This window comes from Maridesulfovibrio ferrireducens, from assembly GCF_016342405.1.
Classification (GTDB): domain Bacteria; phylum Desulfobacterota; class Desulfovibrionia; order Desulfovibrionales; family Desulfovibrionaceae; genus Maridesulfovibrio; species Maridesulfovibrio ferrireducens_A.
The window spans coordinates 64,431-86,039 of record NZ_JAEINN010000008.1 but is presented as its reverse complement, the minus strand read 5'-3'; the positions used below and the strand labels follow the sequence as shown (position 1 = coordinate 86,039).

Genomic DNA, 21,609 nt, shown 5'->3' with positions numbered 1-21,609 from the left:
AAGGTTTTCCCCATGCCGTCAACAAAGTAAACGGCTACAATATCTCCTTCAAAAATAATTTAGTCCTATCATGGCGCGGATTCTTGAAAAACTCCTCGGGAGGAGCCTGCTCAATAACTTCACCACCATCCATAAATATAACTCGATCTGCCACTTCGCGGGCAAAACCCATCTCATGCGTAACGCAGAGCATGGTCATTCCTTCACGGGCAAGGTCTTTCATAACATTCAAAACTTCATTGATCATCTCAGGGTCAAGCGCAGATGTAGGCTCATCAAAAAGCATAGCTTTAGGCTTCATTGCCAAAGCTCTTGCTATGGCGACACGCTGTTGCTGTCCGCCGGACAATTCTGCTGGATATTTATGAGCCTGATCATGAATGCCTACTCTTTCTAACAACTTAAGAGCTGTTTCTTCTGCTTCGGCGCGCGGAGTATTGCGCACCTTCTGCGGAGCAAGAGTTACATTATTTAAAACAGTAAGGTGAGGATAAAGATTAAACTGCTGAAAAACGATGCCTATTTCGGCACGCAATTCGTTAATATTGACACTCTTGTCAAGAATGTCTGTTCCATCAAAGGTGATGGTACCTTTCTGGTAGTCTTCCAGCCTGTTTATACAGCGGATGAATGTACTTTTTCCTGACCCGCTAGGCCCGCAGATAACAAGTACTTCACCTTTATCTACATGATCATTAATACCTTTAAGTACGTGAAAATCTCCATACCATTTGTGAAGATTCTTAATTTCAATCATCGACATATAGCTTAACTCCAACGTCCGTACTGGTTATCAATTCAAGACAGGCTACTATTTAAAGAGAGTTTTTTTAATTTCAGCAACCTTTTTTTGAATCCTAAATACAAACTTTCAGAATTCAAGAAAGAACAATAGTCATATCCCAAAACGAACAAAAGTCAAGAAAATGGCTCTATTTTCCATTTATGTATAAACAAATTAAGTGCTTTACTTTTTTGGGAGTAAATCCAAAACAGACTATTAAACAGGAAATAACACATTCTCATTTAATGGGATGTAGCAACGGTTAACGACATGATCACATATATAACAACAAAACTTATAGCTTTTTATGAAATATACAAAAAAGATAATTTAACAAAAACGACACTATTTTTTTAACTATTTTTTTAATATTTTTTTCAAACACTAGAAATTGGAGCGCTATTTTTCATAAAAAACAACTTAAAAACTTCAACACCCCACAATTATTAATACATTAACAATAACATTAACCAAGTTTGTAATAAATAAAAAAGTCCGAAACTCAAGCACGCATTTGCGAACTAAGTTTCGGACTTTGAGTTTACAACAACCTGAAGACAGGCAAACTTCATAGCACGAAAGATGTGATTTTAATCGTCAGCAAGCAATGCAACCGCGCATGCCCCCGGACCACTGTGTAGACCGAGCACAGGAGATGCTTCGGTTATAAAAACAGGATTAACCCCGAACTCTCTTTTAATGATGCGAGCAAACTTACGGGCGACTTCAGGCGCGGCGGCATGGGCTATGGCATAACGCAAATGACTCTTGCCATAAAAATTTTCACTAACAAGCCTGATTAAGGCAGCTTCCTGCCGTTTATAACCAAAAGATTTGGCAACAGTACGAGGATGCCCTTCGCCTTCAAAAGCCAGAATAGGCTTAATATTTAAAGCCTTGGCAATCAATCCCTGCCCTTTGCTGACTCTACCGCCTCTAACAGCATAATCAAGCGTATCAAGAGTAACGAAAATTCTTACATTATCAATGGCTTTTCTAGCTATTTTTGTGACTTCAGCTACAGTCGCCCCTTTTTGAGCCGCACGAGCAGCCTCTAGAACAGAAAGCCCTAGAGCGACAGTCAATTGCTTGCCATCAAAAGCTGACACATTTTCATAATCTTTGCTGACGGTAAGCGCATTCTGGTAAGTTCCACTTAGAACCTTGGCAACATGTAAAGAAACGACATTTTCGTAATCAGCACAAGCTCTTGCATAAACTCTTTTCATATCACCGGGAGAAGGCTGCGAGGTAAGTGCTTTTTCAGCTTTGGGAAGCATTTTATAAAAATCTTCAGGAGTCAGAGTAACGTGATCAATATACTCCTGACCGTCAATTGTAAGCCTTAGCGGGGCTACCCGGATATCATATTCAGCAATAAGCTCAGCCGGAATATCACAAGTACTGTCTGTTACAATTCCGACTTTACATGCATCTGCAAGTAAACGTTTATGCTGAACCAGCATATCGTCAACCTTACGCTTATCCACCCTTGCAAAACCGGAAACTATGTCTTCTACAGCATCAGGATCATTAGTATGAATATGAATTTTTACACAATCCGGCAATCCTGCGACAATAAGGCTGTCACCCATACCTGAAATAGCATCACGTACTGATTTTTTATCAATATCTGACCCTTTAAGAAGAAATTCTGTGCAATACCTGAAGTCCAGCTTATCAACAGCAACCTTACTTTGAACACCTTCTACATTATATAATGGAGCTAAATCAAGAGTAACACTTTTCTCAATTTTCCCATTTTCGAGAAAATCAACAATTCCTTCTAGAAGATACACAAAACCCAACGCTCCGGCATCGACAACTCCAGCTGATTTAAGCTCAGCCAGTTTCTCAGTCGTCGCTTTCACTGACTTCTGAGCATAATGCAATGAATCAGAAAGAAGTTCATGAAAATCTTTATATTCATGACTCTTAGAACTAAGATGAGCGGCCCAATCCCTGATAACACTTATTATTGTTCCATCTTTGGGATCAGAAATAGCCTCACAGGAACGACGGGCGGCAAGAGATGCTACCCGAGCAAAATCAGAAGGAGAAAGCCTCGGCATATCCTTTACGCCTTCAGCAAAACCACAAAGAAATTGCGCCAAGATGGCTCCAGAATTACCCTTTGCACCATTCAGAGCAGACTCAGCAATCAAGGCACTCATCTTCTCAAGGGATTTCTCCAGAGAATCTCCAGAAGAACGCACAATACTGCGCATAGTTCCGGCCATATTCGCACCGGTATCACCATCTGGAACTGGAAAAACATTGATTGCATCCAGATGCGGAGAATTCGCGATAAGACGACTTGCGGCTGCAACTACGCCCCTTCTAAACCGCACCCCGTCAACATACTGAATTCTAGTAATATTTTCTAATTGCATTATATATTTTATCTTTATTTTATTGGTGTTTTTGTAAAAAGAACAAGTTTAAATAACTTTCTAAATAAAGTTACGGCTAGTATTTGCATGCAAAACAACTTCTGATCAAGTTATTATATAAATAAATTTATCAGCGTTTTTAAAATTATCTTTTAGAGAACAATTAAAAAAATAGTCTTTTAAGTTTTAATCAGTTAGGGTATTAGAAAAGAAAAATATACCATGCCCAAGGAGCAAATTCCTATGCTTTCAACCAACTTATTAAAATTAAAAAATATATTTACACACTTTATACATATAACTTTGATAATCAGCACAGGATTTGTTGCACAAGGCTGTGGAAATAATAAAGAAACAGTACGAGAGATTCCTCCTGCACCAGTTACAATAGCTGATGCGGAACAAAAACAAACTCCATACTACCTTACTGCAATCGGTACTGTTAAGGCTATCAACACTATCACGGTTCGTTCCAGAGTCACCGGATATCTAAGCAAAATTTCAATAGCAAACGGAGATTTTGTTACTATCGGGCAGCAAATGTTCACTATGGACCCGACGCAGTTTGAAGCCAGTATCCGCCAATATAAAGCCGAGCGTGCTTCTGACATTACAAAGTATAAACAGGCAAAACGAGATTATGATCGCTACCGTGACCTTGTCAGACGTAAAGTTGTAAGTTCCGAAGATTTCGAACAGAAACGTTTAGAAATGAAAACTGCCAGTGATTCAATCGCTGTGACTGAAGCAAAACTTGTAAATGCTAAAAACGATCTGAATTACTGTTTTATCAAATCTCCCATCGACGGGCTTACTGGCTATATCTTTCCCACAGCCGGAAACCTAATTGAAGAAAACAAAGATGAACTTGTCGTCATAAACCAGATTTCTCCTATAGCGGTTAACTTTTACCTCCCTCAAAAATATTTGGTCGAAGTGCAAAAATACGCTGCTAACGGAACACTCAGTGTTATGGCTATCAGTGAAGGGAATCCTATCCCTGCCGAAGGTTCACTGACATTCATCGACAATAATGTTGATACCAAGACCGGAACGGTCTGGATGCAGGCAACTTTTCCAAACAAAAAGCGCACACTCTGGCCGGGTAACTACGTTGATATCAGGCTCAAACTGTTTGAAGAAAATGTAGTACGAATCCCTATGCAGGCAACATGCGACGGACCTAACGGAAAGTTTGTCTGGATTATGCATCAGAATAAAACGGTTGATATGCAACCTGTTGATATAGATCGCAGGTCAGGTAAACTTGATATAGTTACATCTGGCCTTAAAGATGGTCAGACAATTATTACTGATGGTCAGTTGAGACTTTTCCCCGGCGCAGTCGTCAGAGTAAAAGACAGCAATACAAATTCCACCGGAAACACCAACTCGACTGGCAAAACAGCCGGCACCGGTGAGTAGCTATGAATGTAACAGAACTATTTATTAAACGCCCGGTTATGACCGTCCTTGTGGTCATTGCCATGGTTTTTTTTGGAATTGTCGGCTATTTTAAATTACCTGTCAGTTATCTTCCCGCTGTAGAATTCCCTACACTTCAGGTAACGGCAACACTTCCCGGTGCAAGCCCGTCAACGATGGCTGCGTCTGTAGCCACCCCGCTTGAAAAACAATTTACATCAATGCCGGGTCTCCGCAGCATGAGTTCCATCAACTCTCTCGGTAAAACCCTTGTAACACTTCAGTTTGATCTGGACCGCAACATTGACGGAGCGGCTTCCGATACACAGGCTGCGATTTCACGAGCCAGTGGAGATCTACCGTCTGATCTGCCTCAGCAACCTTATTATGAAAAAGTAAACCCGGCTGATGACCCTATTCTCTATATGGCGCTGTGGTCTGATTCTTTACCTATTTATAAGGTAAATGAATATGTCACAACATTCCTTACCGACACCATTTCTATGGTTAACGGCGTATCTAAAGTTGTCATCTACGGAGAATCAAAGCTTGCAGTAAGGGTTAGGGTTGATCCTGAAAAGCTCGCCGCCAGAGGCATTAATATTGATACAGTACGTCAGGCTGTTGCCGAGCAAAATGTAAAAGAACCTGTAGGAACATTAGACAACAAACTCCAATCCGTAACAATTGAAGCCACAGGCCAGTTGAAAACCGCTGAAGAATTTTTGCCGATGATTTTCGAATCTAAAGACGGCAGGACAGTACGTTTGTCAGATGTCGGAACTGTAGTAAACTCTATTAAAGACGATAAATCCGGATCATGGGTTAACGGCAAACGAGCCGTTATTATCGCAATCCAGAAACAGCCGGGTTCAAACACCATTCAAGTATGTAAAACTATTTTAGGAATGCTTCCGACCATTCGTCAGCAGATTCCTGCCGGAATAGATATGGACGTTCTTTATGACCGTTCAATCCCCATTAAAGAAGCCGTTGATGATGTTCAGGTCACTCTGCTGCTAGCTGTCTTTTTCGTTATCTGCGTTATTTTCTTTTTTCTCAGAAATATATCTGCAACACTTATTGCAGCAGTGGCGGTCCCTGTCTCCATTGTTTTCACCTTCGCAATAATGTATGTGCTGGGGTATTCACTGGATACCCTGTCACTGCTTGCACTCACACTCTCTGTCGGATTTGTTGTCGATGATGCTGTCGTCATGATTGAAAACGTTGTCCGGCATCTGGAGATGGGTAAAAAGCCATATTACGCGGCTCTTGAAGGAGCCAAGCAAATAACCTTCACCATTGTTTCGATGACTTTATCATTATCGGTAGTTTTTATCCCGCTAATGTACATGTCCGGTATTATCGGCCGCATTCTACATGAATTCGCCATGACAATCACAGTTGCAATCCTTGCTTCGGGCGTGGTTTCGCTGACTTTGACACCTATGCTCGCAAGCAGACTTCTTAAACCGGGCAGCAAACTCTCCGGGTCTGATAAATTTAATGACTTCCTACTGCGCAATTATGAGCGCTCGCTTCACTTTGTCATGCGTCATCGCCGTATGACGATGGGCGCCGCAGGACTAATTCTGCTTGCAACTATCCACTTCTTTATGATTATTCCGAAAGGATTTCTGCCCACAGATGACATGAGTTACTGTCAGGGTTTTGCACAAAGCAAGCAGGGTATTTCATACAATTCCATGAAGGAGCATATCAAAGGACTTGAGCCTATACTGGCAGCGGACGAAAACATAAAACATGTCATTATTGTTGCAGGGGCACCGGTTCTTAATCAGGGCTACATTTTCCCGATGCTTGTCGAACCGCATGACCGTAAAATGACAGCGGATGAAGTTGCACGTTCTTTAATGCAGAAACTGAATCAGAACCCGGGAATTATGGTCTGGATTCAGAATCCACCCATGATCAGGCTTACTGCTAAAACGTCAAAGAACTTGTATCAGTATACTATTCAAGCTCCCGACCAGATGGAACTTTTTGAAATAGCTCCCAAGTTTGAAATGGCTTTGCACCAAATCCCTTTCCTGACCGGAGTTAACTCAGACCTGCTGGATAACAATCCTGAATTATGGGTAAAAATAGACAGAGACAAAGCCTCATATTACGGAGTTACCGCCCACGACATCGAAAACACCCTTAACTCCGCTTACTCAGAACGAAAGGTCTCCACAATTTACGGCGACACAGATCAGTACTGGGTTATTCTGGAAGTTATTCCATCCAATAAAAAAGATCCAAGAGATCTCATGAAGTTGTATATTGCCAACAAAGACGGGCAACTTGTCCGCCTTGATAACATTGCCACTTTTGAAGAAAAACCGGGGCCGATGCAGGTTAACCATACCGGCATGCTGCCGTCTGTAACCTATTCATTTAATATTGCTCCCGGATTTTCACTAAGTGATGCAACGACAGCAATCAACTCACTGGCTCTGGACACGTTACCGGACACAGTCGTTTCAAACTTTGAAGGTACGGCTGATGAATTCCAGAAATCAATGAGCAGTGTATTCTTCCTATTGATCATTGCTATATTCATCATCTTCATAATTCTGGGCATTCTTTATGAAAGCTGGATACAACCGATCACGATTATCTCAGGTCTTCCTTCGGCAGCCATCGGCGGACTTTTAACCCTGACACTGTTCGGCAAGGACCTCGACCTTTTCGGAATCGTAGGTATTATCATGCTTATCGGTATTGTTAAGAAAAACGCAATTATGGTCGTCGACTTTGCCCTTGAAGCGGAGGAAGCAGAGAACCTGTCTCCTGAAGAAGCGGCAATAAAAGGATCACTTGAAAGGTTTAGACCGATCATGATGACAACTGTTGCTGCAATCGCAGGAGCCATGCCTATCGCACTGGGATTAGGCGCAGGAGCGGAAGCTAGACAGCCTATGGGGCTTGCAATCGTCGGCGGACTTGTACTTTCACAAGTTGTAACACTCTACCTGACACCAGTATTCTATACATACATGGATACCTTCCAAAAATGGTTGTATGAACGCGGCAGGGCCAAACGTGATCTTTTGGGTATCCCGCATAAACACGACAAATAAGATCTAAAAACAAACATTAAAAAAGAAGCGGTGAAAGCCATTATGACTTTCACCGCTTCTACTATTATCAACTCTGCAAAAAAAGAATTTACAATTAATCCCCTTTACCAAGCAAACAATAATCACTGCTTCCCTTTGCCGGAAGAATCACTCCCTGCGAACTTCTGCCATCCACTTTAAGAACCATCGACACAGGTACTCTTAAATGACTGACAAATTTTCCTTCTTCAATTACAGGCTGTTTTGCAAACCATTCCCAATTCATAAAATTATCTTCTTTATCAGAAACCATAAAATAATTAATACCCAGCGTTGTGATGTTATGAAAGAAATGTGATCCCTGCGACGGCTCTACTTTAAGAGTTTCAGTAGACGTTTCTACAATAGCTGAAACTCCTGAGATATCGGGCCATTCAACAGGAATACCCAGCCAGTGGTCAGCTGATCCCCACCGGCCAGGACCCGAAAGAATATATTTACGTTTCATCCCGATCAGCTTCCCGTTCATCTTAGAAATTTCCATTGCAATCTCACGAGTTTTTGCAACATCAAATGAGTCCGGCCGAACTAACAAAATATCCTCAACATCATTTTTTTCCGCATTTCCCAAAGCATGACTCGAAATACAAACTGCATTTTTTAAATCTTCATCAGTAATGTTAACTTGATTAAGATCAGCTCTGGCACTCATGGGCCTTAGTTGAAGAAGATTAAACTCAGGCAGCCGGCCATCCTCATACATATTTATGCAGAACTCTGCCTCGACAGGACCGCCCATACCTTTTTCAGCAATAAGAAGTACATCCTTTAAAACAGCTGAAAGAGGTATTGATTTATGTTTCAAAACAGGTGCAAACAAAATAATTTTAGGGCCCGGGATAGCTGCGGTGTCTCTAATTCTACCCTCTTGCGCCTGATAAGTTGAAGCTAGCATCCGTACGGGCGCAATATCTTCAAAATCAGCAATATTTAATCTTTCTAAATTTGCATCCCCGTGAATATCAATATCTTGACCTCGATCCAGTTTAAGCCCGTAAAAACGAGTCTGAGCATTTTTAAGTGAATCGGCTAATGTTGGGCATTGGGGTAGAATATTAGGGTAACGAGGTGAAAATCTAATACACTGCTCACCATCCACAACGGATTTACCAATTCCCATAGCTATAGTTGCAACACCGTGTTCAGGTTTCATCTTTCCGAAAGGATAATAATTGTAAGACTGCCCCACCCCGGAAATGGCTGGGAAAAAATAATCTCCATATTGCTGTCCTGCAACCTGCTGAATAATTACGCCCATTTTTTCTTCGTCAGTGCGTTGATTAACACGCTGAGAAAAAGATTTAGGAGCCCTGTAATAAGTAGAAGCCCACACAAGTTTAATTGCGCCGACCAGTTGCTCAAGCCTTTTTTCCAAATCCCCATTATCATTTGGAATCATGTATGTGCTGTAAAGTCCGGCATATGCCTGATACTGAGCATCCTCAAGTAAACTGGATGAACGAACTGAGAGTGGATACTTAACTTCCTTCAAATATGCCCAGAGCTGCGCTTCAATCCAACCGGGAAAGAAAGCATCTGAAAAGAGCTGCGCGACCTGCTTATCGTCAATATCAGCAGAAGCGAGATAAAACAGACTGTTCATTTCCATAAAATCATCAAACCCGGATGTTCCGATAGTCAGAGTCTTCGGGGCAATTATTTTCATTTCTGAATGCTTTTCATGTATCCATGAATTACGATTCAGCATCGATTGAATAAAAGCCAACCCCCTTGCTTTTCCACCGAGTGAGCCGGAACCTATTTTCAAAAACTCCGTCTGCGGATCAAAATCCTTAGGATTAAATGAAACAATCACGCCCTGCTGACGACGTGTACGACGAGCAGCAATAAGAGACATCATGTACTGTCGATGAGCTTCGATATTTGGAAAATCTTTATCTTTTAATGGTCTGATTTTATTAGCAAGCCTGATCTCCGTTCTGGCGTAAAACCAACGTGAAAAATCATTTCTTTCACAGTGCCTTATGAAAATATCGTGAGGAATATTGCGGAGTGTTTTTTCTAAAGAATATAAACTGGATGCTCTGGCTATTTCATTTTCTTCAAGATCTCTGAAAACAAAGTCACCGAAACCAAGATGCTCTGTCACAAAGTTCCGAACTTCAGACATCAAATCCGGTGAGTTTTTATCAACAAAATAGGCAGGTATTTCTTCGGCCCTAGATTCATTTGCAGGTTCATTACTGGCTAGAAGTAACGGGATATCCTCCCTGTGCGCTTTAACATCTTTCAACAGATCAATGCCTGCACTCCCATCCAGCTTGCCATTTCTAGGAAACCTGACATCAGAAATAACACCCAGAATATACGGTCCATACTTTTTGATAAGCTCTAAAGCTTCTTCATATGTCTGCGCTGTAAGTATTTTAGGACGGGCGCGCATGGTCAAAAGACGATGTTCCGAATTAAGTCCTTCTTCCAGAAGAGCCTGAGTCTGCCTGACAAGTTCCTTGTATAAAATAGGCAGAAAAGAAGCTAAATAACGAGGTGAGTCTTCAACTACAATAATTACCCGAATTCCGACTGACAGCGTATCATGCTCAACATTAAGCAAGTCCTCAAGATTTTTGACCATCGCCACCAGCAATTCAGCATCCCCGGACCAGACGAACTGCCTGTCGACACCACCGAGCACCCCTCCTTCAGCAACTTCGACCTGCCTGTGGCTAAGCAATGCCACGGGAATTCCGGGAACTTTTTCCTTAATTCTCAACCCCATATCAAAGCAGTCCATGTTTGAAAGATGAGGCATAATAATAACTAAATCAAAAGAATCAGGCTCCAAAATCTCAAGGGCCTCATCAATGTTTGAAACCCATGTAAGCCGTGGCGGGCGGCTGAGATTGAGTCCCCGGTATTCACTGACTATTCTTTCGGAGATCTTGCTGTCTTCCTCCATAACCCAGGCATCATATGGGCTGGAAATCAAAAGAATCTCTTTGACCTTTATTTTCATAAGATCATGATAAAGACTGAACTTTCGCCCTTGATTACCAGTAAACATCAACCTGCTTTCCATAGAATTCCCACCCGAATTAAAATTATTTCATTAAAAAAGGGCGAAAAGCGAAAAACGCAATCCGCCCTTAGGGTGTAATTATACTAAAAAACAATAATTAACTATACAATACCTTGATCAAGCATTGCATCCGCAACTTTTACGAAACCGGCTATGTTAGCACCATTTACATAATTAAACGGTGTTCCGTATTGATCAGCTGTTTCTTTACAAGTCTTATGAACATTCTTCATAATAGCCTTGAGTCTCTGATCTACTTCTTCTCTCGACCAGCCAAGGCGCATGCTGTTCTGGCTCATTTCAAGCCCTGAAACAGAAACACCACCGGCATTAGCAGCCTTTCCAGGACCGTAAAGCAGTCCATTATTAAGGAATAATTCTACACCCTCAGGAGTAGTAGGCATATTGGCACCTTCAGAAAGGACTTTAACTTTATTTGCTACCATATGTGCGGCATCTTTATCATTAATTTCATTCTGAGTGGCACAAGGGAAAGCACAATCTGCTTTATGGTTCCAGAGAGGATTAAAACCAGCGTCAGGATTAACCGGAGTATATACTGCTTCCGGATATTTATCGGCATATTCGCTGACGCGTCCACGTCTAACATTTTTGAGATTCATGATAAAATCAAGCTTCTCACGATCTACGCCTTTTTCATCATAAATATAACCGGAAGAATCAGAGAAAGTTATGGGCTTGCTTCCCAGTTCAATGAGTTTTTCCATTGCAAACTGAGCAACGTTCCCAGAACCGGAAACAAGACTGGCAGTTCCGTCTAAAGTCTTACTTTTGGTATCAAGCATTTCAGCTGCAAAATAAACAGCGCCATAACCAGTTGCTTCAGGACGAACCAAACTACCGCCCCAATTAAGACCTTTACCAGTCAAAACACCGGTAAACTCATTACGGATTTTTTTATACATACCGAAAAGGAAACCGATCTCACGAGCGCCGACTCCGATATCTCCAGCAGGTACATCAGTATCAGGACCGATATGACGGCATAGTTCCATCATAAAACTCTGACAAAAGCGCATAACTTCCATATCTGATTTGCCCTTAGGGTCAAAGTCAGAACCGCCCTTACCGCCCCCCATAGGGAGAGAAGTAAGTGAGTTTTTAAATACCTGCTCAAAAGCAAGAAATTTCAAAATACCGAGATTGACTGAAGGGTGAAATCTAAGACCGCCTTTATAAGGTCCGATTGCACTGTTCATCTCAATTCTAAAACCGCGGTTAACATGCACATCGCCATCATCATCAACCCAGGGAACGCGAAACATTATTACACGCTCAGGTTCAACAATACGTTCAAGAATACGTGCACTGCGATACTCAGGATTACGATCCAAAACAGGTTTGATAGAATCCACGACTTCGCTTACAGCCTGATGAAATTCTCTTTCATTAGGATCTCTGTTTTTAATCAATTCCAATATATCCATTCTTAAAGCCTCCTCATAATCCTTGAACGTTGATAAAAAAGAACTCAGCTCATAAAATTATTTTATTTATTTCATCACTAACGTGCTAAGTCCATACATCTTTTGAAAAAAAGACTAAATTTATTATTATTATTTTTACATTTACGTAACAGCCATCCCTCACTCAGTATTAATCATTAAAAACAGTAATAACAACCACTTAACTTTTCATCATATAACCAACAAGTCGCATTATTTAGACAATTTACTCAATCGGCTTGATAGCTTCCTATCCCCATTACACATTTATCGAAATTAAAACCAGCACATTGACAAAAAGTAATTACTCAATTACTGATAAAGTCAATGAACACCCAGCTATCAATATTTTTCTTTTATTCTTATTTTATATTTACCAGCCCTGTGGCCTGGTGGTGTTCACTCGCGTAAAAGCAAATAAAAGAGTTTCACACAAGGCCGCAGCTTAACGCTGGCGGCCTTTTTTTTGTCTCCAGCCCACCAAAAGCTTGCTGCCCCAACTGGGATTTTTTTTTAAAACAATCCTGTTTTTACAAAATTAACATTTTGGAGGTGTCTGATGTTAGGTTTAGGAAGTATTGAAATAGTATTAGTTTTTTGGCTTTGCTTGCTGGCAGCGCTTGGCTGCGTTGCTTACGGCATTATCAACTGGAATAAAAAAGGTAAGCCCGATGCGACTGCTAAAGTAATTGATATCAAGGTTGAGGATAAATAAATGATCACCAAAATAGTAATTATCGTTATATACCTCGCAGTAATTTTCTACCTTGGATTCAAAGGCTGGCAGTCCACCAAAAAGTCCACAGATTACATGCTTGCAGGCAGACAGATGAATCCTTTCATCATGGCAATGTCTTACGGAGCAACGTTTGTTTCCACTTCTGCCATTATAGGGTTCGGCGGAGCGGCGGGACTGTTCGGTTTCCCCCTTCTATGGCTTACACTTGCCACAATTGTCATAGGAGTTTTTGTTGCGATGGTATTCTTTGGTAAAAGAACCCGGCGCATGGGACTTGCCCTCGAGAGTCACACCTTTCCCGAGCTGCTCGGCAGGCGTTACGATTCAAGATTTATTCAAGGCTTTGCCGGCGGAATTATTTTTCTATTCATTCCCATTTATGCGGCAGCCGTCCTCATTGGAATTTCACGTATGATGGAAATTTCATTCGGCATTCCTTACGGAGCGGCATTGATCATTATCAGTATTATCCTTGCCATGTACGTTGTTACAGGCGGCATGAAAGCTGTAATGTATACCGATGCTTTTCAAGGTGTTATTATGGCGGTAATGATGCTCATACTTGTCATTTCAACATATGTAATGCTCGGCGGCGTGACTGAAGCACATCAAACTCTTACTGACATGGTTAATCTGATGCCGGAAAAACTTGTGAAAGGCGGCATGATCGGCTGGACGCAAGGAGCCAGATTCGGAACCCCGCTCTGGCTCGTAATATACACCACCATTGTTTACGGTGTCGGTGTCGGAGTTCTGGCACAGCCACAGCTTGCAGTAAGATTTATGACCGTTCCATCCGACCGCGAACTTAACCGTGCTGTTCTTTACGGCGGTATTTTCATTCCGCTGATGACAGGTGTTGCTTTTACTGTCGGAGCACTTTCTAATGCTGTTTTTTACAAATCTGTCGGAAAAATATCTATTGCCGTTGCAGGCGGCAACATGGATAAAATTATTCCAATGTATATTGAACAGATGATGCCTCCGTGGTTCTCATCACTCTTCCTGCTGGCAATGCTTGCTGCGGGTATGTCTACCCTTTCATCTCAGTACCACGTAGGCGGAACAGCGCTGGGAAGAGACTTTTTTGAAAGATTCGTTAAAGTTTCCAGTGAAAAATCAGTTAAAATAACCCGCATAGGCGTATCCATAACGCTCCTTGCCGCTATTGCATGGGCATGGGTTCTTCCTCCGTCCATCATTGCAAGAGCGACTGCTTTCTTCTTCGGCCTGTGTGCCGCGTCCTTCCTGCCTATTTATCTTCTAGGCCTTTACTGGAAAGGAATGACAAAGAAAGCCGCAAAAGTATCTTTAGTCGGCGGATTCAGTGCCTCAATGTTCTGGCTGCTTTTTGTTCACGCTAAAGAAGCAGTACCGATAGGTCTTTGTCAGACATTATTCGGGCAGCCGACTCTCGTCACCAATGCGACAAAAGGCTCATGGATATGGTTGCTTCAATGGGTCGACCCCAACGTGGTTGCGCTTCCGATATCTCTCATTTTAGCAATTGGAGTCTCATTCATTACTACCAAAATAGACAAGGAGCACCTGAAGCTTTGCTGGAGCAACATATAAGCTTTAAGATTTTATCTTCTCTAACTTAATGTAACAAAAAAGGTCCGAATTTCTGCATCAGCAAAAATTCGGACCTTTTTTGTATAAAGTATTAAATAATTTTCTTACTTTTTCATATTTTTACCTTTAGGCATTTTCTTCAATTCAATTTTTCTAATTGGAGGCAAAGAACAAGAGTCACTGCAACATGTGCCTTGTAAAAATCCGGTGTAAGTATAAAAAATTCTCTCAATCTTCGCCCTTCTTTCTGCGGGTAAAGGTTCTCTTTTATATCCTTCAACCATAGAAAGAAGCTCTTTATAATCCGGGACGGATCTCATACCGTGAGCAATAGTTTTACCTGAAATAGCATCTAATAAAAAAGCATCCATTGAATCACTTATGATTACGTATGGAACAGGTCCACCTTGAAGAAGCTTACCGGCACAGACAGCCTCACGCTCATAACTCCCCACATCTCCGGCACAAAACATTACCATGAGAATCGGGGCCCCTTCTGTGTCATATATAACCAGATCAATAGTCCGGCACATCTCTTCGCCGTCAATATTAAAACACAGGTCTACTTTAGCCTTTAGAGATTCCTTAGGATAGCTGTGCTCTTCAACAAGAATCTTAGCCAGAGTCTGCCTGAATTCTTCGTAAGTCGTCTCAACTATTTCCTCTCCGCTTAAATAATCTCTGAGAGTTCCGCCCATACTGACTTCGTGCATTCCAGCCTCCATAATATATTTTCACAGCTAAATTAAATTCACATTACTAATATATATAAGCATATTTTGTTCTATTGCAACCATCCTCACAAAAAAACCTTATCCTGATCAAGAGTAATTACAAATCAAAAAACTTAAAATACAAATCGTTAAAACTTTTATTATTGACAACCTAATTTACATCTTGACAATTAGATTGTCATTCCGACATATTGCTTAAAACACACATCAAGGAGATTACAATGACAAAGCAAGCCATACCTAACGTTCCTGAAACTGACTCCGCCGGCGTAAAAATAATGCCACCATCCATTTTCTTCTGCTGTCTAATCAACGGCATCACACTTAATATTTTTTTCACGTGCCATATTATGCCCGAGAACTGGCTAGCATTGTTGATTACCGGCATAATCATCATAGCGGCTGGTATATCTTTCATGATGTGGGGACATGCCCGTTTCAAGTCTCTGGGAGTCAACGTTCCCACTGACATGCCCGCGTCACAATTAGTAACAGACGGAGCACACCAATACAGCCGCAACCCAATGTATGTAGGATTTATTGCTATACTTTTGGGATTAGGCATTGCCGTTGATAGTGTGTGGATGCTAGTTTCTGCCTTACCGATGACTCTGTATCTTTCATTCTATGTAATCCCCAAAGAAGAAGCATACCTTCTCAGAACTTTTGGCACAGAATTTAAAACATATTGCAAATACGTACGTAAATGGCTTTAATCATGACTGAAAAAAACGCTACTGGTGCTACCTTACACACGTTATTCAAAGAGATATTCAACCTGCAATCAACTTTGTCCGAAGTAGTGGACGAAGTTCATGAAAAAGCGGGTATGCGAACCTCTCAAGTCAGGCTGGCAAACACCCTTTTAGAACTTGGTCAGGCAACCGTCCCAGACATAGCTTACGCCATGAAAATATCGCGCCAGTTTGTGCAGACTGCGATCAATGAGCTAGAAAAACAAAACATGATTGAGTTTCAGGAAAACCCACGCCACAAGCGTTCCAAACTTCTGAAACTTACCGAACATGGCCGGGATGTATTGAATCAGGTCCGCGAAAATGAAGAAAACATCATCCAGAAGATACTACCTGATATGGAAGCAACCAGAGTCAAAGCAGCCTACGAATTGCTTGCGTCCATCCGGGTGAAAATAAATAACAAGAACGCGTGAAAGATACATGTATAGCAATCAATTTATTTTATCCCGTTGCATCCACATTTACATTAAATTCAATTAAAAAAAATCCTCCGTACACCATCAGATGTACGGAGGATAATAATCCAATTCAATAATCACTTCCCTTTTATGGCAGGAGTGATCCTCCGGCGCTTAAAGCTAAATCAAAAACACCTGAAGGCATAAGTCCTAAAGCCAACACCAGCACGGAAAGCAGACCTGCGCCTACAAGACTGAATGGTGAAGTGTCAGGCAACGGAACATCATCCTCGGCATCCTTGGTATAAGCATGGCGAACAAGACCTAAGTAGTAATAGATCGAAATCGCGGTATTAAGACCCGCAATAATGATCAGCCAGTTGTAACCGTGATTCCAACCTGCGGAGAAGAGGAACAGCTTACCCATAAATCCTGCCATCGGTGGCAAACCTACGAGAGCAAAAGCTCCGACCGCAAGCGCAAAGGCAAGAGCAGGAGCACGTTTGTGCAACCCGTCCAAATCCTTAAGTTTCAAGTTACGACCGTCAACAGCTACTCTGCTGACTACCCAGAAACAAGTCAGGTTCATTGCTACATATGCCAAAGCATAAAAGCTTGCGGCAGCCAGACCTTCGGAAGTTCCTGAAACCAGACCGATCATAATGTAACCGGCGTGAGCGACAGACGAATAACCGAGAATCCTTTTTACGTCGGTCTGCACCAGCGCGGCAAGGTTACCGAATGTCATGGACAGCGCACCAAGCACTGCCAGCATGGTTGTTATATCGTAGCCGGGCTTAAACATTGTAGCCAGACGGATCAAAACAACAATTGCACCTAGCTTCGGCAGAGTTGCAACAAACGCTGCGGTTTCATTACTTGCGCCCTCATAAACATCAGGACACCAGAAGTGAAACGGAAACAATGCAAGCTTGTAAAACATTCCGGCAAGAAACAACGCCATACCTGTGACAGCCATCGGAGAAGCTGCAAAGCTCCAATCCGCCTTGACCAATTCACTAAGATAAGTGGTGTGCATTCCAGCCAAAATGTAAGATAATCCGTATAAAGCAAGGGCTGTAGCCACTGCTCCGAACAGAATGTATTTAATACCGGCTTCGGCTGCATCTTTACTCTTAGCCCGCACAGCAATGAGTGCGTAAAGGCTGTAAGAGGAAAGTTCCAAAGCGAGATACATAGTAATAAGCTCTACTCCGGAAGATAAGAGCATAAGTCCCCATGCACTGAGTGCGAGGAACAAGAAGTAATCTACGGTCTTTTCTTTATCCAGAGTAGGCTGCCGTGAGGCATTGAGAACCGTTATAAAAAAACCTATGGCAATGGCGGCCTTAAAAAACTGGGATAAATGGTCAACACGATATGAATCCCAGAAAACAAGACCTTGCGCTCCAACAGACACAACCGCGACCACCACGCCTAAAGCTGCGGCCATTGGAAGCCACGGCCCGACTTTAACACGCATCTTGGCGGTGCCTATGCTTTGAATAAAAAGCAAGGCAATAACAAGAAACTGGTAGATTTCCGGTAAAATCAGATTCGGATTGAAAGTCACTTCAGTCTCTCCAGTTGTTTATTTGACTATGTTCTTGATGGAGTTCCAAGCCATTTCCAACGGTCTCTCATCTTCAATATTGACAGCCTGAGCCTTGGTATGGACATCATTCTGCAACTTAATAAGAGAGGCATCCATAACTCTGAAAGTGAGCCCCGGAGCAAGACCGATATAAAAGACAAACACAGCCGGAATCGCAAGATAAGTCCACTCACGCAGATTTAAATCCTTCCACCCTTTCCAGGTTGAAGGTCTGCCCCATGCAAGCTTAAGCGAAATACGAAGCATGTAAGCGGCGGCAATCATAGCACCGGGAACAATCATAGCTCCGATCCATGGGCTCTTCTCAAAGGCTCCGATGAAAACCAACATTTCACCAACGAAACTATTAGTTCCCGGGAAACCGAATGAGGACAGTGCGAACAGTCCCCAGAACCCCATATATGCAGGCATATATTTTCCGAGACCGAGGTTGTCGTAAATATCTCTACTGTGACTGCGTTCATAAATCGCCCCGATCATCATAAAGAGACCACCGGTTACGATACCATGGTTAAGCATCTGGAAAAGTGCCCCTTCAAGCCCGCGAAGGTTGAAAAGGAAAATACCCAGAGTGACAAAACCCATATGACTCACAGAAGAGTAAGCAATAACTTTTTTAATGTCATTTTGTCCCAGTGCGACCGCTCCGCCATAGATTATTGAAGCTATGGAAAACGCGATCATCATAGGAGCAAAATATTCACTCGCTGCCGGAGTTAGCGGCAGATTGAATCTCAAGAAACCGTAAGTTCCCATTTTAAGCAGAACTGACGCCAGAATAACTGAACCCGCTGTCGGAGCCTGAACGTGCGCAGCGGGTAACCATGTATGAAAAGGAAACATGGGAACCTTGATTGCGAATGCCAAGGCAAGAGCCAGAAAAGCCCAGAACTGGAAACCGAATGAGAATGTTTTTTCCATCAGTTCGGGTATTGCAAATGTTCCGCCCACGACTCTGAATGCAACAATCGCAACCAGAAGCAGAGCACTACCTGCAAGTGTGTAAAGGAAGAACTTGAGAGAAGCATATTTCTTCTCCGGTCCGCCCCATACAGCGATGAGCAGATACATAGGTATCAGCATCGCTTCCCAGAACACATAGAATAAAACCAGATCAAGAGAGGTAAAGACTCCCACACAAGCCGCTGTCATAAACAGCAGACAGAAGTGAAATTCTTTAACCCTTGTTTGTATATAGCTCCACGAACAGAGCACACATAAGGGAAGAACAGCGATAGTCAGTATAACCATAAGAAAACTGATGCCGTCCGTTCCAAGATAATATTCAATATCCCATTGCTTCACCCACTGTATTCTTTCCACAAACTGAAACTCTGCCGAGCCTAATTTAAAGTTAGTGAAAAGAGGGAAAGAAAGCATGAGTTCTATGACTGACACAATCAGCGTATAAATCCGTACTGCGGAATCTCCCCGGAAGAAAAACAGTCCGAAGGCCGCCAAAAGCGGGAAGAATACGAGGCTGGTCAGAACCGGATAAGCTACTTCTTGCATTTAGATCTCTCCAATTTATCCAAAGTACCAGACAAGTCCGTAGATACACAGCGCGAAAAATACAGCCATACCAAGGTAATCCTGTATTCGTCCGGTTTGTATCTTAGCACCGGTCCTGCCGATATTTCTTACCGTATAAGCAGTTCCATCCACAACCGTATCTATCCCTTTGCGGTCGAACCATGATGATCCGTCTGCGAAGTCCATAAGAGCTCTAAGTCCGATCACTCTGTAAACAGTGGTCCAGACTGAATCCACCCATGCGACAGGACGACACACAACCTTAATTCCGGTATTTCCGATCCACCTGTAAAGCTTATCGAAATCCAGATTTCTGCCATGATGAGGAACAATAACCTTTCTCATGATCCAGAATCCTGCGCCTGTGAATGCAAGCAGCATTGCTGACTGCAACAAATGCCATGGAGTGTAAGGAGTATATTCCACAGGGAATGGAAGCAGTGAATAAAGCATCTGCGGATAAACACCCTGTGCGAAACAAAGTGTCGCTGCAATTGCCATGGCTACGTACATATTCTTAGGAATTGGATTAAGCTTAAGTTCTGTCTTTGCCGGCTTATGGAAGAAAGCAAAATACGGCAACTTAATACCCACCGAAAGGAACGTACCGACCGCGGCAATTTCAAGCCCTATCGCAATTAATGTATTATGAGACTCAGCCGCACCTGTTATGGTCATGGTTTTACTGATAAAACCATTGAAGAACGGCATTCCCGAAATGGAAACCGCCCCGACCATATAGAGTATGACCAGCCAAGGAAGCTTACCGACCAGACCGCCGAGCTTATCAAGATCTGCCGTTCCCACTGCGAAGAGGATTGTTCCGACACTCATGAAAAGCAGCCCTTTATAAAGGATATGTGCGTAAGCATGAGCGATAGCTCCGTTCAAACACAATGCAGTACCGATTCCGATACCGGCCACCATGTACCCGACCTGAGAGACAATGTGGTAGGATAAAATCCTGCGCGCATTGTTTTCCATAGACGCGTAAAGCACTCCGTAAACCGCCATAAATGTTCCGGCAATCGCGAGTACATATACACCGGAGAACCCTCTTGCCAGTACATAAACTGCTGTTTTTGTTGTAAACGCACACATGAAAACCGCGCCCGGGATGGTAGCTTCAGGATAAGCATCCGGCAGCCACGCATGCAGAGGAACAACTGCGGCATTTACACAAAATCCTATTAGAATCAGCCAGTCGTAATACTGAACTGCCGATGGATCGACAGGTAAAAACGCAAATGTACCGATTTCATGATATCTAAGCAGCAATCCGCCAAGCAGGAACAGCCCGCCAAGCATATGGAACAGAAAATATCTGTAACCGGCTGCGCTTGAAGTTTTAGTGCGATGCAGCCAGATAAGGAATGTCGAGGCTACAGCCATCAGCTCCCAGAAGATAAAGAGAGTCAGATAATCTCCGGCAAATACACAACCGAATGCTCCCGCGACATATAATGCCGCTGACGCATGATGCGCTTTATCTTTCAGATGAAAGGCATAAATCATACCTATCAAAGATTGGATGGCAAAAACATTCGCAAACACCAGGGAAAGCTTATCTACTCTGCCCAGAATAAGGGTGTTTCCAAGATAAGGAATAACCCCGAAACTACCCATTGTTGCGGTGAATACAACCGCAATAGCAATAATGGGCGGGACAAGAAGCAGCCATTTCCAGTGTTGTCCCCTGAAAAACGGCAACGCCATAGCCAGAGCTATAAAGGCGACAGCCGGATGAAGAAATCCGTTAATTTCCATCATCTTCCTCCGGTCCCACAAGGAAAGGTTGTACAATAACCTTCATCATAAAAACCATTCCCACTGAGACTACAAGAGCGAATAATGCCCAGAATCCAGTATATTTATCATAAACATACTCAGGATGGTGTGGATGAATGAAGACGTTCAATACCACTAATACAACAAGGAAAACAATAAATGCCCATTTCCATGTTGTGAGATTCTTTGTGCGCTGGGTTTCAAACCAGTTTCCTAAACTGCTATTCATGCCT

At 42.5% G+C, this 21,609-nt stretch carries 15 protein-coding genes; 6 read left to right on the top strand and 9 right to left on the bottom strand.

What is annotated here, in order from left to right:
• Positions 1–34 precede the first annotated feature (34 nt).
• Both JEY82_RS10300 and JEY82_RS10295 read right to left on the bottom strand, forming a co-directional pair.
• Complete coding sequence (locus tag JEY82_RS10300; protein ID WP_304085308.1) at positions 35–763, bottom strand: amino acid ABC transporter ATP-binding protein; 729 nt, start codon at positions 761–763, stop codon at positions 35–37.
• A 611-nt stretch (positions 764–1,374) separates the two neighbouring features.
• Positions 1,375–3,177, bottom strand: a complete 1,803-nt coding sequence (locus JEY82_RS10295; protein ID WP_304085307.1) for a DAK2 domain-containing protein — start codon at positions 3,175–3,177, stop codon at positions 1,375–1,377.
• A 243-nt stretch (positions 3,178–3,420) separates the two neighbouring features.
• Between JEY82_RS10295 and JEY82_RS10290 the strand changes: the two genes are divergently transcribed.
• Together JEY82_RS10290 and JEY82_RS10285 are read left to right on the top strand one after the other, a co-directional pair.
• Positions 3,421–4,602 carry an efflux RND transporter periplasmic adaptor subunit gene (locus tag JEY82_RS10290; protein WP_304085306.1) on the top strand — a complete coding sequence of 394 codons (1,182 nt, stop codon included), beginning with the start codon at positions 3,421–3,423 and terminating at the stop codon, positions 4,600–4,602.
• A gap of 2 nt (positions 4,603–4,604) precedes the next feature.
• Positions 4,605–7,691, top strand: a complete 3,087-nt coding sequence (locus JEY82_RS10285; protein ID WP_304085305.1) for an efflux RND transporter permease subunit — start codon at positions 4,605–4,607, stop codon at positions 7,689–7,691.
• 94 nt (positions 7,692–7,785) lie between these two features.
• Here JEY82_RS10285 and JEY82_RS10280 read toward each other — a convergent pair whose 3' ends face one another.
• Positions 7,786–10,770, bottom strand: coding sequence for a PEP/pyruvate-binding domain-containing protein (locus JEY82_RS10280; protein WP_304085304.1), 2,985 nt, complete (start codon positions 10,768–10,770; stop codon positions 7,786–7,788).
• Positions 10,771–10,871: 101 nt separating this feature from the next.
• Positions 10,872–12,218, bottom strand: coding sequence for an NADP-specific glutamate dehydrogenase (gene gdhA / locus JEY82_RS10275; RefSeq protein ID WP_304085303.1), 1,347 nt, complete (start codon positions 12,216–12,218; stop codon positions 10,872–10,874).
• 577 nt (positions 12,219–12,795) lie between these two features.
• On the opposite strand from gdhA, the gene JEY82_RS10270 reads away from it, so the two are divergent.
• Positions 12,796–12,951, top strand: a complete 156-nt coding sequence (locus tag JEY82_RS10270) for a symporter small accessory protein (protein ID WP_304085302.1) — start codon at positions 12,796–12,798, stop codon at positions 12,949–12,951.
• Positions 12,952–14,550: a sodium:solute symporter gene (locus tag JEY82_RS10265; protein WP_304085301.1), complete on the top strand. Its 1,599-nt coding sequence runs from the start codon at positions 12,952–12,954 to the stop codon at positions 14,548–14,550. It begins immediately after the preceding gene.
• A gap of 104 nt (positions 14,551–14,654) precedes the next feature.
• Here JEY82_RS10265 and JEY82_RS10260 read toward each other — a convergent pair whose 3' ends face one another.
• Positions 14,655–15,263 carry a type I restriction enzyme HsdR N-terminal domain-containing protein gene (locus tag JEY82_RS10260; protein WP_304085300.1) on the bottom strand — a complete coding sequence of 203 codons (609 nt, stop codon included), beginning with the start codon at positions 15,261–15,263 and terminating at the stop codon, positions 14,655–14,657.
• A gap of 242 nt (positions 15,264–15,505) precedes the next feature.
• Between JEY82_RS10260 and JEY82_RS10255 the strand changes: the two genes are divergently transcribed.
• A complete protein-coding gene (locus JEY82_RS10255; RefSeq protein ID WP_304085299.1) occupies positions 15,506–16,000 on the top strand; it encodes an isoprenylcysteine carboxylmethyltransferase family protein in 495 nt (164 codons plus the stop codon).
• 2 nt (positions 16,001–16,002) lie between these two features.
• The gene (locus JEY82_RS10250; protein ID WP_304085298.1) at positions 16,003–16,455 is read left to right on the top strand and encodes a MarR family winged helix-turn-helix transcriptional regulator; all 453 of its coding nucleotides are present in this window, start codon (positions 16,003–16,005) and stop codon (positions 16,453–16,455) included.
• 133 nt (positions 16,456–16,588) lie between these two features.
• On the opposite strand, the gene JEY82_RS10245 is transcribed toward JEY82_RS10250, so the two are convergent.
• Genes JEY82_RS10245 through JEY82_RS10230 form a run of 4 tightly spaced genes read right to left on the bottom strand, consistent with a single transcriptional unit; the run spans position 16,589 to position 21,605 of the window.
• On the bottom strand, positions 16,589–18,013 hold the full coding sequence (locus JEY82_RS10245) for an NADH-quinone oxidoreductase subunit N (RefSeq protein ID WP_304085297.1): 1,425 nt from the start codon (positions 18,011–18,013) through the stop codon (positions 16,589–16,591).
• 18 nt (positions 18,014–18,031) lie between these two features.
• A complete protein-coding gene (locus JEY82_RS10240; protein WP_092159101.1) occupies positions 18,032–19,567 on the bottom strand; it encodes a NuoM family protein in 1,536 nt (511 codons plus the stop codon).
• Between the two features lie 15 nt (positions 19,568–19,582).
• On the bottom strand, positions 19,583–21,355 hold the full coding sequence (locus JEY82_RS10235) for a Na(+)/H(+) antiporter subunit D (RefSeq protein ID WP_092159103.1): 1,773 nt from the start codon (positions 21,353–21,355) through the stop codon (positions 19,583–19,585).
• Positions 21,345–21,605, bottom strand: coding sequence for a hypothetical protein (locus JEY82_RS10230; protein ID WP_092159105.1), 261 nt, complete (start codon positions 21,603–21,605; stop codon positions 21,345–21,347). The genes JEY82_RS10235 and JEY82_RS10230 overlap by 11 nt, the downstream gene beginning before the upstream one ends.
• Positions 21,606–21,609: the final 4 nt, after the last annotated feature.